This window comes from Caballeronia udeis, assembly GCF_001544555.2.
GTDB lineage: Bacteria > Pseudomonadota > Gammaproteobacteria > Burkholderiales > Burkholderiaceae > Caballeronia > Caballeronia udeis.
This window is the reverse complement of record NZ_FCOK02000019.1, coordinates 78,795-96,288: the sequence shown is the minus strand read 5'-3', so window position 1 is coordinate 96,288 and position 17,494 is coordinate 78,795. Positions and strand designations below refer to the sequence as shown.

The following is a 17,494-nucleotide window of genomic DNA, read 5'->3' as shown; positions in this document are numbered from 1 at the left end:
CTGGTGCTTTCATTTTGCGGAGCAAGTTGCTTTGAATCAGGTTGTCGCGCTAATTGGTGCCTTGTTGCTCGTCGCGTTGAACGGTTTTTTCGTCGCGGCCGAGTTCGGACTCGTCAAATTGCGCGCCACGCGCGTTCAGGCAATCGCACGGTCGAACGGTTTGCCTGGCCGTTTGCTGGCCAAGGTCCATGGCAAGCTCGACGCGTACCTGTCCGCGTGTCAGCTTGGCATCACGCTGGCGTCGCTCGGGCTTGGCTGGCTGGGCGAACCGGCGTTCGCTCAATTGCTGCATCCGTTGTTCGCGCTCGCGGGTATCGAATCGGCCAAGCTGATCGACGCCGTCTCGCTGTTCTTCGCGTTCTCCTGTATTTCGTTCCTGCACATCGTGGTGGGTGAACTCGCGCCGAAATCGTGGGCGATCCGGCGCGCGGAACAGGTCGGCCTGTGGGTCGCCATGCCGCTCTACGGTTTTTACTGGGCAATGTACCCGTTCATCTGGGTGCTGAATTCGAGCGCGAATTTCGTGTTGCGGTTGTTCGGGCTCGGAGGGGAACATGGCGGCGACGCTCACTATTCCACCGATGAACTCAAGCTGATCCTGCGCGGCCGTCGCTTGAGCGGGGCGTCGACCGCTCCCTTGCCGGACGCAACCGGCATGGCGGGTTTAGCCGGGTCTGCCGGGTCTGCCTATAACGCTGATGAATGGAACACCATCGCCCATTCGCTCGATTTCAGCCGCATGACGGTCTCAGACCTGATGCGCCCGAATCACGAAATGGTCGGCCTGCGCAACGACGTGCCCATGCGCGACAACATGCAGGTGATTGCGCGCCACCGCTTCAGCCGCTATCCCCTGTTCGCCGATGCCTCCGGTGAGCATGTCCTCGGCATGATTCACCTGAAAGACCTGCTGCTTGCACGCAATGGCGCCGGGCGCGGCCTGCTGGGCCTGAACCGCCAGGACACGAAGCCGGACGCGCTGGCCCAGCATGTGCGGCCGGTGCAATACGTGGCGGGCAATCTGTCGGCGCTTGAATTGTTCCGCCGCTTTCGCAAGGGCGCGCCGCACTTTGCGCTGGTCGGCCGCAAGGGGCAAAAGCCGATCGGCTTCCTGACGCTCGATAACCTGCTGGGCGCGCTGGTCGGCCAGATTCACGACGAGTTCCGTCAAGGCGACGCAGACTGGTCGCGCATGGACGACGGCACGCTGATGGGCAAGGGCAGCTTGCCGGTGGTGTCTCTTGAACGGGCGTTGGGGATTGACATTGACGAGGGCCAGGCGGAGTCGGTCGGCGGACTCGTGATCAATGCGCTGGGCGACCTGCCGAGCGAAGGGCAAAGGGTCGGTTTTGATCGTTTCGATATCGTGGTGAAGAAGATGAACGGACCGCGCATCGTGCTGGTACGCGTGTACCCGCATGAAGAGGTGGCGCAGGAAGCGGAGTGATTTTCACCCCGCTTGGGAGCCCTGAGCCCATTCATACTCGCGGTACCCCTTCCTCCATCAGCAACGCGACCGGCATCGACGCCAGCGCGTCGCGCATGAACAAGCGCTGGCCATCCGACGTCGGCGCGTTCGGGCTCAGCCAGTCGAACAACGCTCTTGACGCCAGCGCCTCCGGCAAAAGGACTGCCGTATCGCCCCAATGAGCGGCATCCACCAACGGCAGGCCGGTATTGCTTCCAGCCAGCAACGAATCGGCCAGCCGTGTCGCGATCACCACCGCGTACGCGCTGCCTGCATGCCGTGCAAATGCAATCACGCTGTCCGCATGTGCGCCTTCCACCTTCAGCGGGATATAAGCACCCTGTTCGAATAGCGAGTGCGCGTGCGTGCGCAACGCCAGTGCTCGCCGCACAATACCCAGCTTCACCCGGCCATCGCGCCAGTTTTTTAATTGCTCCGATGGCGCACCCTCCGCCTCCCCTTCACTCAACCATGCTCGCCGCTGATCGAAGTCGACCGGCCGCCGGTTATCGGGATCGACGAGACTGAAGTCCCATAGTTCGGTTCCCTGATAAAGATCCGGCACACCGGGCGATGTCAGCCGCAACAACGTCTGCTGGAAACTATTGATCGCGCCGGTCCGCGCGACACGTTCCACGAACGCCGGCAATTCGCCCAGGAAACCATCGCGACGCTGTGGCGCGAGGATATCGAAGAGAAAATCGCGGCATGCATTTTCGTACGCTTCATCGGGCGCGAACCAGCTCGTGCGTAACTTGGCTTCACGCAGCGCCTTCAACTGCCACGCGCTCACGCGGTCGGCGAATTCTTTCACGCCCGCCTGGTTGTCGGGGGAGAGCGTCGGCGGCCAGCAGCCGACCAGCGTCTGGTACAGCATGGCTTCGGCTGCAGCACCCGGCGCCCAGTCGTTTTTATCGCCGTTCAACACACGCCGATGCGGCGCGTTCAACGTCGACCAGCTTCGCAACGTTGCAGCCCACTCATCGGGAATCTGGCTCAAACCCGCGATCCGCGCGCGCACGTCTTCGCCGCGTTTGTGATCGTGCGTCGCGGTGTTGAGCATCGCGTTCGGGAAGCGTTTGGCGCGTTCAAGATTACCCGCGTGGAACGCATCGACCGACAGCGAGAACTCGCCCGGATCGGCGCCCACTTCGTTGCGCGAGATCAGCCGGCCGTATCGGTAACACGCGGTGTCTTCAATCGCCTTGGCTGCGACCGGCGAAGTTAGTTGGGAGAACAGAGTTTGTGCGTTGCGTCGATGTGAACCGCTCGAATTCGAGCCTGCGCTGTTCGCTTGCAAATTCTGGTTAGGGACGCCAGCGGACTGACGATCGCGATCCCGATCCCGTCCGCGATCGAGCAGGCGCTCGCGTTCACGCGGTTTCTCTTCGACGGCTTCGTCGCCGCCCGGTCCGCCGAGCCACTGTGCGACTTGATCAAGGATGACCAGATCGGCGAGTGACAGCGCGGCCTTCGCGCTTTTATAAGCTTGCGAGAAAAAGCGTTCATCGTCTTCGCTGCGCTGACCGCCCACGGGGTAGATCCGGTACACCGGAAAGTGCACCACGAGTTCAGCCACAACCCGGCGCAGCGATGAATACGCGAAGTCGCGCGTAACGGGCGTATCACGCGCGATCCGATGCAGCGCCCGGGCGGCGCGGTCGAGTTCGGCGGACAAGTTCTCGGACAGGATCTTGCGCCGCGCAGCTTCCGCTTCGACGGCAAAGTCCGCCGGGCGTCCAGACAATTCGGCCCAGCTTTTTGCCAGCGGTTCGGCGCCGCGCGGATCGTGCAGCAACGCGCCGACGTCGTTCATGAAGTCGTAGCCGGTGGTGCCGTCGATGCGCCAGTCGTCACGCACGGGTTCGCCGCGCGCCAGGATTTTTTCGACGACGAAATACGTGCGGCCCTCCTTGAGATTCTCCGGCCGATGCTCTGCGAGCTCTTCAAGCCGGCCACGCAAACGCTGGCAATATTCACGCGGTTCGGCGAGGCCATCGACGTGATCGATTCTCACGCCGTCGATCAGCCCTTCGGTGAACAGCTTGAAAATCAGCGCATGCGATGCCTCGAACACTTCAGGGCGCTCGACGCGCATGCCGCCGAGCGTGCTGACGTCGAAGAAACGGCGCCAGTTCACTTCATCCGCGGCGGTGCGCCACCAGGCGAGCCGGTAGTGCTGCCGTTCCAGCAACCGATGCAAGCGGTCGCGGCCGACGGGGTTATCGCCGGAATGCGCCTGCACGGCGGCGTCAATGGCTTGCTTGCCTTCGGCCGCGGCCGCGTATTCCTTCAAAGCGGCCCGCGCTTCGTCTGCGCGTGGCTGGTCGCCGGGTTGCGTGGACAGCCCTGTGAAGCGCTGCGCCATGTCGGGCGCGTGGTCCTGCAACACCGACGTGTAGTCGAGCGGACTCACCGGAAACGTATGCGTGTAGCACTCGATCTTGAAGCGGCCTGCGTCGGCGTCGAATACGAGCTTGATCTTGCCGCCCTGCAATTCCTCGCCATACGCGGCACCCAGGAACGGGGCGAGCACTTTGCCGCGTAACGCGGGATCGGGCGAATGCCAGTCGATGTCGAAATAGCGCGCATGGGCCGCGTGCCGCCCCCATTCGAGGATGTCCATCCACCAGAGGTTTTCCGATCCGCCCACGCCCATGTGATTCGGCACCACGTCCACGATCAGACCCATCTGGTACGCACGCAGTTTCTCGACCAGGCGCCTCAGGCCTTCTTCACCGCCAAGTTCCGGATTGACGCGGTTGTAGTCCACGGTGTCGTAGCCATGCGTCGAGCCGCTGGTCGCTGTCGTGATCGGCGATAAATACGCGTGACTGATCCCGAGCGCGGCCATGTAGTCGACCTGCCGCGCTGCGTCGTCGAAGGTGAAATCCTTGTGTAGCTGCAGCCGGAGCGTGGAGCGTGGAACGGTCATGGTGTCAGTCGGTGGGTGAAACGTTATGCCTCGTGGCCGCCTTCGTCCGGGCGGATTTCTGCCGGGCCTGGTCGACAGCAAGCAGGCGGTCGACGAACGAATCGTCGTCGAAGAGTTCGGATACGGGTACCGCCAGCCGCCGGCGCCAGTTCGGATGCTCGTCGATGGAACCGGGCAGGTTCGGCATCTCGGCGAGCGCGAGCAAATCTTCCAGCGGGTAGATCGCGAGCGGCGCGGGCGTGGAGGCCACGAACGCGAGCGCTTCGTCTACCGGTGCGTTCTGCGGGGAGATATCGGCGGGCACGGAGACATCGGGCGCGGCGACACCCGCTTCCTGAAAGGCAGACCATAGCAATTTACGGTCCTCGCCACGCTCTGTCTGGGCCAATTCGACAGGATCCTGTCCGTCCGCCCGCGCGGCTGTCTGGCCGATCTTCGAGCGCCACACAATGTCCTCGCCAATCCACCAGCCGGTGACCGTCGGCAGGTCGTGCGTGGTGGTGGTCGCGGCCACGTCGTGATCCCAGTCGGCCGGCGCCTTGAAGCCCGGGCCTTTTTCCGCGCGTTCGAACCAGAGCACGCGGATGCCGAGCAGGCCGTGTTCCTGCAAGCGTTCGCGAAAGCCCGGCGGAACCGTGCCCAGGTCCTCGCCGATCACGATGGCTTTATGCCGCCACGACTCGAGCGCGATCAGCCGCAGCAGGTCGTCGAGCGGATAACGCAGGTACGCGCCGTTCTTCGCGCTTTCGCCGTCGGGTACGAGCCAGAGACGCCGCAAGCCGAGGATGTGATCAATACGGATACCGCCCGCGAGCGTGAACGCGGCACGCAGCATATCGATAAACGCCGAAAAACCCTGCGTGCGCATCGCGCGAGGGGAGAAGGTCGTGAGACCCCACGACTGTCCGGCCTGGTTGAAGAGATCAGGCGGCGCACCGACCGACACACCCTGCAGCATTTCGTCGCGATACGACCACGCGTGGCTGCCTGCGCTGTCGCAACCCACGGCCAAATCTGCAATCAGGCCTATCGCCATGCCAGAGTCGCGTGCGACGTGCTGGGCATGTGACAAACCCTTGGCCGCGAGCCATTGTGCAAACAGGAAAAACTGGACTTCGTCCTGGTGCGCAGCGGCGAATTCCGCGACGGCCGCGCTGCGCGGATCGCGCAGTTCTCCGGCCCAGTTGCGCCAGTGGCCTTCGTTGGCTTCTTTCAATTGCGCTGCCTGCAGCGCCTCGAAGCGAGCGTGATCTTCCAGCGCGCGTCCGCCGCGCTTCACGAAACGGGCGAAGTCCTTGTGCAACGTATCGCTATGTTGCTCGTTGAACTGCGCGAACAACGCGCGCAGCACGGCCAGTTTCGCCGTCATCACGCGTGGCCAGTCGATTAGCTGAAGTGCTTCGAGTTGGGCGAATTCATCGGCGACACCGGCTGTTTTTATGGCCGCTTGCGCCGCTTCCACGCCCAGCACCGCCGCGGGATCGATGTGCGCGATGTTCAGGAACAAGCGCGACGAAGGCGAATACGGGCTGAATTTATGCGGCTCGGCGCTGAACATGGCGTGCATCGGGCTGATCGCGATTGCGTGGCCGCCGCGCTGGGCGCTCTCGGCGGCCAGCGTCGCGAGCGCGGAGAAGTCGCCCGCACCGCCGTCGCCTACGCGCCGCAGGCCGTACACCTGCGCGGCCACGCCCCACATCGGCGGGGTCGCACCACCGCCGGGTTCGAGCTCGCGCCAGGCGTCGTCGATGGTGTAGCAGCGCGCCGGCGCCACCGCGAGCGTCGTGTGCTGTTCGTTGATCACGAGCGTGTGATAACCCGGCTCGGAGATCGGCGAGAGCAACGCGGTTGCTCCTTTCGGCGAGGTGAACCGCCCGTCGATCACCGCGCCGCTTTCCAGTTCGATGCGGTATCGAGCACCTGTTTTCACGGCTGCCATCGGCAGGGAAATCCCACGATCGATTTCCGCGGTCATCAGCGGCGGCAGCTTGCGCCCGGACAATTCGGCGTCGAGCGTCGCCGCGCTCTGCCTGAGTTGCGTGGCATTGCCGCAGGGCAGGCCGAGGCGTTCCAGCAGCACTTTCAGCGTCTCTTCCGGCACGCGCCGGATCTGCTTGTGCGCGTCCTGCCACTCGACCTCGAAACCGGCCTTGGCAGCGAGCGCCTCGATGGCGCTGGGGGTTTTATCCGGCGTAGCCGGGGTGTTGATGGTCGTGCTCACGAGGTTTTCCCCGACGCTTTGACGCGGTGGGCGTCATGATTGAACGCGGCGTCGGCGAAATCGCCTGTCAGCCACGCGATAAAAGTCTCGGCGCCCAGCTCGCCGCGATCCGCTGGATCACGGGCACGGGCGGGCGTTTCGAATACAACCTTGCCCGGCGGATGACCGGTGAGCGCAACGGCTTGCTTGCCCAGATTGAGCGCAACGGAATAGGTGCTGCCGTCGCCGAGCCGCCAGTTTGCCAGCACCGCTTTCTCTCCGATGACCTTGGCGCCGAGCGCCTTCGCGCCCCTCAGATGCGGCATCACGAGCTTCGTGCGCACAGCCAGCGCCGAGCGATAGAAGTGCAGCCAGTCGTTGTGATCGGTGGTTCGCCTGCTTTCATCGGGCGACGACATCCTGAACGTCTCGACGGCGTTGGGATCGGGAATCTGCGCGCGGCGTTTCTCGTCGGTGAACGCGGAGAACTTTGCAAATTCCTTGCGACGGCCTTCGCGCACGGCGTCGGCGAGTTCGTCGTGATAGTCGGTGAAGAACAGGAACGGCTGCGTGGAACCGTACTGCTCTTCCATGAACAGCATCGGGATCTGCGGCGTGAGGAGCATCAGACCCGTTGCGGCGTAGAGCGCATCTTCGCTGCACAGCGAGCGCAGGCGTTCGCCCATTGCCCGGTTGCCGACCTGATCGTGGTTCTGTAAAAACATCACGAAAGCGGTGGGCGGCAAGTGCGCGCTTGGTTCGCCGCGTGGTTTGCCATCGTGGATGGGCGAGGGTTCGCCTTGGTACACAAAACCCTCGCCGAGCACGCGCGCCAGCTTCTGGATCGGCTGGTCGCTGTAGGCGCTGTAATAACTCTCGTCCTCTCCAGTCAGCAGGACGTGCAGCGTGTTGTGCGAGTCGTCGCTCCATTGCGCGTTGAAATGCGATTCAAGCAGATTCGATGTGTTGTGCTCGTTCTCCAGCACCAGATGCACATGCCGGCCCGCTTCCACCGACGAACGCACGCGATCCGACAGTTCGCGCAGCCACGGGTCGTCGTTGATCGCGTGGACGGCGTCGAGGCGCAGGCCATCGAAGCGATATTCCATCAGCCAGTACAGCGCGTTGTCGAAGAAGAAGTCGCGCACTTGCGGACGTTCGAAATCGATCGCCGGGCCCCACGGCGTATTCACGCCTTCGCGGAAGAACGGCTTGGCGTAAGCGTTCAGATAGTTGCCGTCCGGCCCGAAGTGGTTATAGACCACATCGAGGAAGACCATGAGGCCGAGCCCATGCGCGGTATCGATGAGCTCCTTCAGTTCGCCGGGCGTGCCGTATGCCGAGTCGGGTGCGTAGGGCAGCACGCCGTCGTAACCCCAGTTCCTGCTGCCGCTGAAGTCATTGAGCGGCATCAGTTCGATAGCCGTCACGCCGAGGTGCGCGAATTCCTTCAGGCGGCGCGTCACGCCGGCATAACCGCCCATTGCGCCGACGTGCACTTCGTAAAGCACGGTCTCTTCCCACGGCCGGCCATGCCAGTTCGTGTTTTCCCAGCGATACGCACGCGGGTCGATCACTTCGCTCGGGGCGTGGACGTCGTCGGGCTGGAAACGGGAGGCCGGATCGGGCACCGCGAGATCCGCACTGATCCGGTACCGGTAGCGCGTGCCTGCGCCGCCTTCGGCGAGCACTTCGAACCAGCCGTCACCGCTCGGGGTCATGTCGATGAGGGTTGCGGCCGCGTGCGCTCCATTGGGGTAAAGCTCCAGTTGCACCGTCTTCTGCGAAGGCGCCCAGAAGCGATAACGCGCGTGGCCGGCATCGGTGACATGGGCGCCGAAGGGCAGGCAATAGGCGTGGTGATGCTTGTGCGGATCGATCGGGGTTTCGGACATGATGTGTGTGCCTTCAGTGCGCTTGTCAGATACTTTTCGTGAGCCTGCCCGGCGTTCTTGCGTGACGTCTTCAAACCGTCCTTGAGCCGTTCAATTTTCCTCCTTTGGGCGCGGTGTGGCCTCGGGCACTTTCCAGGGTTCCGCTGTCCGTCGCGGTCCGATCGTGCCCGGGTCCGGCGGCAGCGCTGTCAGGAGCCGCGGTCCCTCGTGGGCGCCGGCCATCCAGACGGCCTGCCAGTCGGCGTCCCCCGTGGGCTGGGCCAGCAGCACGACCACGCTGTGCGCCTGCACGTCCAGTTCCGCGCCGATCAGCGGGTACTGCAGCGCGTCGGGCACAGCGCTATCCATGAGCACATTCCATTCCAAGTGCGGGGCTGGCGGGCAGAAGCTCAGCGCTTGCGCCGACCCGTTCATCATGATCAGGATGACATCGACTTCCCCGTTCACGCCGAGCCCTGCGCGGCGCAGTGTCAGCGCGCGTCCTTCGGGGTCCTGCCACGCGTCGATAGTCAGCGCCGCGCCGCGTTCGTCGAACCAGCTGATGTCGTAGAGACCCGGCAGCACTTCGCGATCGCCGTGAAGAAAGCGCATTTCCCGCAACAGCGGGTAGTTTTTGCGCAGCGCGATCACGTGGGCGACGAAGTCGGTCATCGTGCGGCCTTCGGGCGACTCTGCTTGCGCCCAGTCCATCCACGAAATCTCGTTGTCCTGGCAATACGCGTTGTTGTTGCCGTGTTGCGTGCGTCCGAATTCATCGCCGCCGAGCAACATGGGCGTGCCGAGCGACAGCAGGTTCGTCGCGATCAGCGCGCGTGCCACGCGGCCACGGGTTTCGAGGATGGCGGGGTCGTCGGTCGGGCCTTCCACGCCCCAGTTGGCGCTGCAGTTTTCGTTGTGGCCGTCATTGTTGCCTTCCTGGTTTACCTCGTTGTGTTTGTGCTCGTAGGACGTCACGTCCGCGAGGGTGAAACCGTCGTGCGAGGCGACAAAATTAACCGATGCCCAGGGCTTGCGCATGCGCCGGTGAAACAACTCGGCGGAGCCGGTCAGCCGCGCGGCGAGATCCGGCCGCACGCCGGCGTCGCCGCGCCAGAAGCGGCGTACGCCGTCGCGGAATTTATCGTTCCATTCGGCGAATCCCGGCGGGTGGTTGCCGACCTGATAACCGTCCGGGCCGATATCCCAGGGTTCGGAAATCATCTTGCGGGTGTTGAGGATCGGGTCCTGGCGGATGGCGTCGAAGAAACCGGAACCGGGATCGAAACCGTGGCCTTCGCGGCCTAGCGTGACGCCGAGATCGAACCGGAAGCCATCTATGTTGAAGGCCGTGGCCCAGTAGCGCAGGGAGTCCATGACCATTTGCAGCACGCGTGGATGCGACAGGTTCACGGTATTGCCGCAACCGGTTTCGTTGATATAGCTGCGTTCGTCGCCGGGGATCAGGCGGTAGTAGCTGGCGTTGTCGAGGCCGCGCCATGACACGGTCGGCCCGAGCTCGTTGCCTTCGCAGGTGTGGTTGTAGACCACGTCGAGAATCACTTCAATACCCGCTGCGTGGAGCCGGCGTACGGCGATGCGCATCTCGTTGAGCCGGTTGGTCGACAGGTACGACGGTTCTGGTGCGAAGAACGCTGCGGTGTTGTAGCCCCAGTAATTCCGGAGACCGCGTTCGACGAGGAAGCGGTCGTTGAGGAACGCGTGCACGGGCAGGAATTCGACGGCGGTGATACCCAGTTTCTGCAGGTGTTCGATGAACCATGGGGACGACAGTGCTGCGAACGATCCACGTTCGTGCTGGCGGATGTCGTTGCGGAGCATGGAGGTGCCGCGTACGTGGGTTTCGTAGATGACGGTTTCGCCCCAGGGGACATTCGGGCGGGTGTCGCGGGACCAGTCGAATGCGTCGTCGGTGACGACGCATTTGGGGGTGGCGGGGGCTGAATCGCGCCGGTCCATTGACAGGTCGAGGCGGTTTGAATGTACGCGATAGCCGAACAGTGCGTCGGACCAGCGCCATTGGCCGACGAGTTTTTTCGCGTAGGGGTCGAGGAGCAGTTTGTGGGGATTGAAGCGATGTCCGTGGTGCGGCTGATAGGGGCCGTGGGCGCGCAGGCCGTAGACCGTGCCGGGGTGTGCGCCGGGGAGGTAGCCGTGCCAGATTTCATCGGTGCATTCCGGCAGTTCGAAGCGGGCGAGCTCCTTGCGGCCGGTGGTATCGAAGAGACAGACTTCGATTTTTTGTGCGTTCGCTGAGAACACTGCAAAGTTGACGCCTAAACCGTCCCAGTTGGCTCCGAGCGGGTAAGCCGCGCCCGGGAGTAACTTGTCGGGAAATGAATTAGCCATGGGGTTTCCGTTCGCACTCGGTTTTTGGGGTTTTGGTTGCTTGAGGGTGGGGCTGGTTTTGGGGTTAGCGGTCAGGGTTAGTGCCGGGGTGCCAGGTTCCAGGGTTAGCGGTCTGAGTCAGTGCCGGGTTGCTGCTTTCAGTGTTAGCGGTCTGCCTGAGTGAGCTATTTTCTTTATCACTATTAGCCACTGCGCGTGGCGGCGCGTCATTTCTTTGTCCAAAGCGACAAAGAAACGAAGCAAAGAAAACGCTTTCAAAACGCGCTACCCTAAGTGTCCACAGCGTGCAGTTTCTATTCATAGGGGCCCCAAAAGCACGGTGCTCGCCAGAGCCACGGATGTGTGAACCCCTCTTTCTCCGAACACGGATACCCACACGCTTCGCCACCAGTGATTGAACCTGCCCAAGGAACACCCCGCGCTATCCGCGTAAAACCATCCATCAAATTTGTACGGACCACGAACCATATCGCCAACCCACCAGGAAATGAGGTTGCAAAAACGCGTGAGGCCGTGCTGACCGTGGGGTGCTGGTGCTTGCCCGAGAGCACTGGTGGCGAAGCGTGTTCATGTCAGGATTCGCGAGAGGGAGGGGTTCAAACATCCTCTGCTCTGGCGAGCACTGTGCTTTTGGGGCACCTATGAATAGAAACTGCACGCTGTGGACACTTAGGGTAGTGCGGTTAAAAGCGTTTTCTTTGCTTCGTTTCTTTGTCGCTAAGGACCAAGAAATGACGTGCCGCCACGCACAGTGGCTAACAGTGATAAAGAAAACAGCTCACTCAAGCAGACCGCTAAGCTAAGCAGCAGCAACCCGGCAGCAACCCCGACCGCTAACCATGGAACCTGGCAACCCGGCACTGACCCCCGACCACCACCCCGACCCCCTCACCCCGACCCGAACGACCAACCACCCGACCAAACCCCAACCCCCGAGTGCGAACGAAAAATAACCGAGTGCGAACGAAAACCCCCTGATTAATCGGCCCTCAGCACAATCGTCGCCAACGGCGGTAAAGTCAGCACGGCCGACCACTCCCGCCCATGACTCGAAATATTCTCGGCGTGGATCACGCCCCCATTCCCCATATTCGATCCGCCATACACCGACGCATCCGAATTCACGATCTCGCTCCAGCGCCCACCGCGCGGTAACCCCACCCGATATCCCAGCCGCGGCACCGGCGTCATATTCGAAATCACCACGCACTCACGCCCCTCACCATCCGAGCGACGGAACGCAAAAACACTATTGGCCGTGTCATCGCCAATCAGCCAGTCAAACCCCCGAGGATCACTATCAAGCTTGTACAGCGCCGGCTCCTCCCCATACACCCGGTTCAAATCGCGAACCAGCTTCTGCAAACCACCATGAAACACATCGTCAAGCAAATGCCAATGCGGCGATGCATCGTGATCAAACTCGCCAAACTGACCAAACTCACCGCCCATGAACAACAACTTCTTGCCCGGATGCGTCCACATAAAACCCAGATACGCCCGCAAATTCGCAAACTTCTGCCAGTGATCCCCCGGCATCTTCCCAATCAACGAACCCTTCCCATGAACCACCTCATCATGTGAAAGCGGCAAAATAAATCGCTCGGAATACGCGTACACCATCCCGAACGTGAACATGTTGTGGTGATACTTCCGATTGACCGGATCCTCTTCCATGTAGTGCAACGTGTCATGCATCCAGCCCATGTTCCACTTGAAATCAAAACCAAGCCCACCGTGCTCAAGCGAAGCCGTCACACCCGGCCACGCAGTCGACTCCTCAGCAATCGTAATCGCACCAGGGATCTGACGCACCTCATGATTCAGCCGCTTGAGGAATGCTATCGATTCCAGATTCTCACGGCCCCCATACATGTTCGGCACCCACTCGCCCTCCTTGCGCGAATAGTCGCGGTACAACATGGAAGCCACCGCGTCCACACGCAATCCATCAACGTGATAACGCTTTAACCAGGCCAGCCCCGACGCCACGAGGAACGCACTGACCTCGTTACGTCCAAGGTTGTAGATCATCGTGTTCCAGTCCTGGTGATACCCCTCCCGCGGGTCCGCATGCTCGTAAAGCGGCGTGCCGTCAAACTCGACAAGACCATGGGTATCGTTAGGAAAATGCGCCGGAACCCAGTCGAGAATGATCCCCAACTCCGCTTCATGCGCGCGGTTCACGAACTCGGCAAATTGCTCAGGCGTCCCAAATCGCGCCGATGGCGCAAATTGCCCCAACGGCTGATAACCCCACGAGCCGCCAAACGGATGCTCCGCAATCGGCATGAACTCCAGATGCGTGAACCCCATGCTCTTCGCATACGGAATCAGGCGCTCGGCAAGCTCATGCCAGTTCATGCCGCGGTTGCCTTCCTCCGGCACTCGCAGCCACGACTCCGCATGAACCTCATACACGGAGATCGGTGCGTCCACGGTCTGCCTCGGTCCGCGCGTACTCATCCACTCGGCGTCGGTCCAGGCGTATCCATCGATAGCCTCAGCATCCGCCACGACCGAAGCCGTCGACGGCGGCCGCTCGCTCTGCATCGCGCACGGATCAGCCTTCAACGGCAACGTGTGGCCCTGCCGCGTCACAATCTCGTATTTGTAGCGCGTGCCCGCGCCAACGCCCGGCACGAACAGTTCCCACACGCCAGCGTTGTGGCGCAACCGCATGGGATGACGGCGGCCGTCCCACGAGTTGAAATCGCCCACCACGGAAACACGTCGCGCATTCGGCGCCCATACCGCAAACCGTACGCCGGCTACGCCACCATGCACGATCGGCCGCGAGCCGAGACACTCCATCACCGCATAAGGATCGCCGCCAGACACGCGGTTCAACGCTTCATCGCTTAATACGGGGCCGAACGAATAGGTATCGGCAACTTCCTGCGGCGTGCCGTGCCAATCGATATTCAGCCGGTACGCCTGCATCTCGTCGATAAACCCGATAAACAACCCCGCCGGATGAACCTGCGTCAGCGCGCCAAGCGGCTTGCTGCTGTCGCGCGCGAGCACCTGCACCCCGGCGGCACCCGGCAACAGCACGCGAATCACAGGGCCGGCGTCGGTCTGATGCAGCCCGAGCTTCGAAAACGGATCGGGATGGCGGGCTTCGACGAGCGCGTCGATATCGAGCGGATGCAGACCTTCGGTCAGCAGCCTGTCGTCTGTGCGCTTATTCATGTTCGTTTCCATCAGAGGTGTCCTTGAATGCGTCCACGGGTCGCGAGCCGGGAGCGGGCGGGGCGCCCGTATCGCCAAGCAGGCGGCTCGCCAGCGACGCGAGGCCACGCAACGGCAAACCAATCCACGCCGGACGGTTGGCCGCTTCATAGCGGATTTCGTAGGCTGCCTTCTCGATCATGAAAAGATCGAGCAGAGCGGCTTGCGTGGCTTCATCGCCGGCAATGGGTTGCGCAGAAGCTGCCACCGCCGCGCGGTATTCCAGCAGGAACGCTTCCTCCCCATGACCGCGCAGGCGCTCGAACAACGCGCGCTTGCGATCGGCGGTTGCCTGCGGTGCGTTTCCGGTCGTCGGCTGCGCGGCCGCGCTGGCATACGACAAGGAACGCAATAAGCCGGCCACGTCCCGCAATGGGCTCGATTTCTTGCGCCGCTCGTCCAGCGGCCGCGCCGGTTCACCTTCGAAGTCGATCAGGAATGCGTCGCCCTGTGCCATCAGCACCTGACCGAGGTGGAAGTCGCCGTGAATACGGATGCGCAGTGCATTGGCGTTTTCCGGTACGAGCTTTTGCACCGCGGCAAGCAGCAGGTCGCGGCGATCAAGCAAGCTCTGCGCCATGGCCCGGTCATGCTCGCCGAACTCCAGCAGCTTGGCCGCGAGGATGTCGAGCGCCGTGACGAGCAGCGCGTGGGTGCCGTCGTTCCAGCCGCGCACGTCCTTCTTCGATGCCTTTTCAGGCGTAAACGCCGGGTCGTCCGAAGGTAGGGCGAGCGCGACGTGCAGTTCGCCCAGCCGCTGCCCGATGATCCCCGTGACCTTCCTGTAGCCCTCGATTCCGAGCATTTCCTTCTCGCGGTCCATGGAGTGGTCGTCGGTATCCACGGCCAGCGCAAGTTCATCCACGGTGCGGCGCAGGTAATCGAGCGCGTAGTTCCACGCATCGCCCTGGTTGTCGATGAATCCTTGCAAGATGCACAGCATGTGCGGCACGCCTTCCGGGTCCACCCGCACCACTTCGCCGAACAGCGGCGCCGTATTCTGGTAACCGAGCTTCGTCAGGTGCCGGCTCATTTCGGCTTCCGGATGAATCCCGCCAACCAGGCGACGCACCAGTTTCAGCACGATCTGATCGCCGATCACGAGCGAGCTATTGCTTTGCTCCGCCGCCAGCCAGCGAATTTCCGGCGGCGGTTCACCAGGCCTGAAATTGGCGGCAAGCGCGTCGAGCCGTTCGGTGGGAATAAAGCGGATCTCACTTTTCTGCACTGTGGGAATGACCGCCCGCTGCAAGAGCTTCTTCAGCACGCCGTAGGTGAAGTTCGGGACGGCGAAGGCGTCGGTGATATGGCCGATATTACGAACCTGGCGCACACGGGCGAGCGCGAGCTGCATATAGAGCGGCGAAGTCGTTTCAGTGCCCCATGCAATCGTGAGCGGCAGCACGTAGCGTTCGACGTGATCGCCGACATCGGCTTCGATCTCCGTAAACGCAAAACCCGCTTCCGGAATGGTCGTCAATGCCGCGAGACGCACGCCGATCAGCTTCTTGTCCTTCGATGCAAACCAGCGCCGCTTGCTCAAATAAGACGGCAGCACTTCCGACTCCAGCAAGCGCACGTTTTCCGGTGTCGGCCCGGTCTGGCCGGCGCGGATCACCATGGTCACGAATTCGGGCAATTGCTCGGACGGCGCCTGGCTCCATGCCGGACGCTGATTGCCCGGACACAGCTGGAACCATAGGAAACCGTACGGCGGAAAGGTCAGCAAATAAGTGAGCTGGCCGATCGGCGGGAACGCGGAATCGGCGGTCATTTCCAGCGGCACCGAGCCGGCGTATTCGGACAGGTCGAGTTCCACGGCCTGCGGCGCCCGCGACAAATTGGCGACGCACAAGATTGGCGGTTCACCTTCGACTTCACGCAGATACGCAAGGATCTTGCGGTTGTTCGGGCGCAGAAAACGTATCGCGCCCCGACCGAACGCCTGCTTCCCGCGACGCACCGTGAGCATCTTGCGCGTCCAGTTGAGCAATGAGTGCGGATCGCGGCTTTGCGATTCCACGTTCACGGCGTCATACCCGTAGAGCGAACCCATGACGGGCGGCAGCACGAGCTGCTCCGGATCGGCGCGCGAAAACCCGCCGTTTCTATCCGATGACCACTGCATCGGCGTACGCACGCCGTCACGGTCGCCCAAGTGGATGTTGTCGCCCATGCCGAGTTCATCGCCGTAATAAATCACGGGCGTGCCGGGCATGGAAAGCAGCAGCGAATTGATCAGTTCGATCCGGCGGCGGTCCCGTTCCATCAGCGGCGCGAGACGCCGGCGAATGCCAAGATTCAGCCGTGCGCGACGATCGCTCGCGTACGTGTTCCACAAATAATCGCGCTCGGAATCCGTGACCATTTCCAGCGTGAGTTCGTCGTGATTGCGCAGGAAAATGGCCCACTGGTTGGTCGGCGCGAGGTCCGGCGTTTGCCGCATGATGTCCGTGATCGGGAAGCGGTCCTCGCTAGCAATCGACATGTAGATGCGCGGCATCAGCGGGAAGTGGAAAGCCATGTGGCATTCGTCTTCGTCGCCGAAATACTCCTTCACGTCTTCCGGCCATTGGTTCGCTTCGGCCAGCAACATGCGGTTCGGATATTCCGCGTCGATCGTCGCGCGAATCTTCTTGAGAATCTCGTGCGTCTCCGGCAGGTTCTCGTTGTTCGTGCCTTCGCGTTCGACCAGGTACGGCACCGCGTCCAGCCGCAACCCGTCAATGCCCATGTCCAGCCAGAAGCGCATCACCTGCAGCACTTCCTTCAGCACGGCGGGGTTATCGAAGTTCAGGTCAGGCTGGTGGTTGAAGAACCGGTGCCAGTAGTACTGTCCCGCGACCGGATCATGCGTCCAGTTGGACGGCTCCGAATCGATGAAAATAATCCGCGTGTCTTCATACTTCTTGTCGGTATCCGACCAGACGTAGTAGTTGCGATGATTCGAGCCGGGCTTGGCTAAACGCGCGCGCTGGAACCACGGGTGCTGGTCGGACGTGTGGTTGATGACCAGTTCGGTGATCACGCGAATGCCGCGCGCGTGCGCTTCCTGGATAAACCGCTTCACATCGGCGAGCGTGCCGTAATCCGGGTGCACGTTGCGGTAATCGGCAATGTCGTAACCGTCGTCACGCCGTGGCGATGGATAGAACGGCAACAGCCAGATCGTGTCCACGCCGAGTTCGGAGATGTAATCGAGCTTCGCGAGCAGGCCGGGGAAATCGCCGATGCCGTCGTTGTTCGCATCGAAGAATGACTTGATGTGGATCTGGTAGATGATCGCGTCTTTGTACCAGAGCGGATCGTCGCTGAGAGTCGAGTTCTTGTTACGCTTCACGTGTCGCTCCTTGAGCCGCGACGGTGTCTTGTCCCGGCTGTATGAGTTGTTCTGTGCCACGTCGGCGAGTGCCGTC

7 protein-coding genes are annotated in these 17,494 nt (G+C 62.1%); 1 reads left to right on the top strand and 6 read right to left on the bottom strand.

The annotated features are described in order from the left end of the window. Positions 1 to 31 precede the first annotated feature (31 nt). Positions 32 to 1,447: a hemolysin family protein gene (locus AWB69_RS15890; RefSeq protein WP_062086291.1), complete on the top strand. Its 1,416-nt coding sequence runs from the start codon at positions 32 to 34 to the stop codon at positions 1,445 to 1,447. A gap of 31 nt (positions 1,448 to 1,478) precedes the next feature. Here AWB69_RS15890 and treY read toward each other — a convergent pair whose 3' ends face one another. From treY to treS, 6 genes are all read right to left on the bottom strand, one after another. After that, positions 1,479 to 4,403: a malto-oligosyltrehalose synthase gene (gene treY, locus AWB69_RS15885; RefSeq protein ID WP_062086289.1), complete on the bottom strand. Its 2,925-nt coding sequence runs from the start codon at positions 4,401 to 4,403 to the stop codon at positions 1,479 to 1,481. 4 nt (positions 4,404 to 4,407) lie between these two features. Further along, positions 4,408 to 6,624 (bottom strand): 4-alpha-glucanotransferase, encoded by a 2,217-nt coding sequence (malQ, locus tag AWB69_RS15880; RefSeq protein WP_231937125.1) that lies wholly within the window; start codon positions 6,622 to 6,624, stop codon positions 4,408 to 4,410. Next, positions 6,621 to 8,498, bottom strand: a complete 1,878-nt coding sequence (gene treZ / locus AWB69_RS15875) for a malto-oligosyltrehalose trehalohydrolase (protein ID WP_062086287.1) — start codon at positions 8,496 to 8,498, stop codon at positions 6,621 to 6,623. The genes malQ and treZ overlap by 4 nt, the downstream gene beginning before the upstream one ends. A gap of 90 nt (positions 8,499 to 8,588) precedes the next feature. Then, positions 8,589 to 10,844 carry a glycogen debranching protein GlgX gene (gene glgX, locus AWB69_RS15870; protein ID WP_062086285.1) on the bottom strand — a complete coding sequence of 752 codons (2,256 nt, stop codon included), beginning with the start codon at positions 10,842 to 10,844 and terminating at the stop codon, positions 8,589 to 8,591. A 978-nt stretch (positions 10,845 to 11,822) separates the two neighbouring features. Beyond that, positions 11,823 to 14,039 (bottom strand): 1,4-alpha-glucan branching protein GlgB, encoded by a 2,217-nt coding sequence (gene glgB, locus AWB69_RS15865; RefSeq protein WP_062086283.1) that lies wholly within the window; start codon positions 14,037 to 14,039, stop codon positions 11,823 to 11,825. Further along, positions 14,032 to 17,418 carry a maltose alpha-D-glucosyltransferase gene (gene treS / locus AWB69_RS15860; RefSeq protein WP_231937124.1) on the bottom strand — a complete coding sequence of 1,129 codons (3,387 nt, stop codon included), beginning with the start codon at positions 17,416 to 17,418 and terminating at the stop codon, positions 14,032 to 14,034. Before treS ends, glgB begins: the two co-directional genes overlap by 8 nt. Between the last annotated feature and the right edge of the window lie 76 nt (positions 17,419 to 17,494).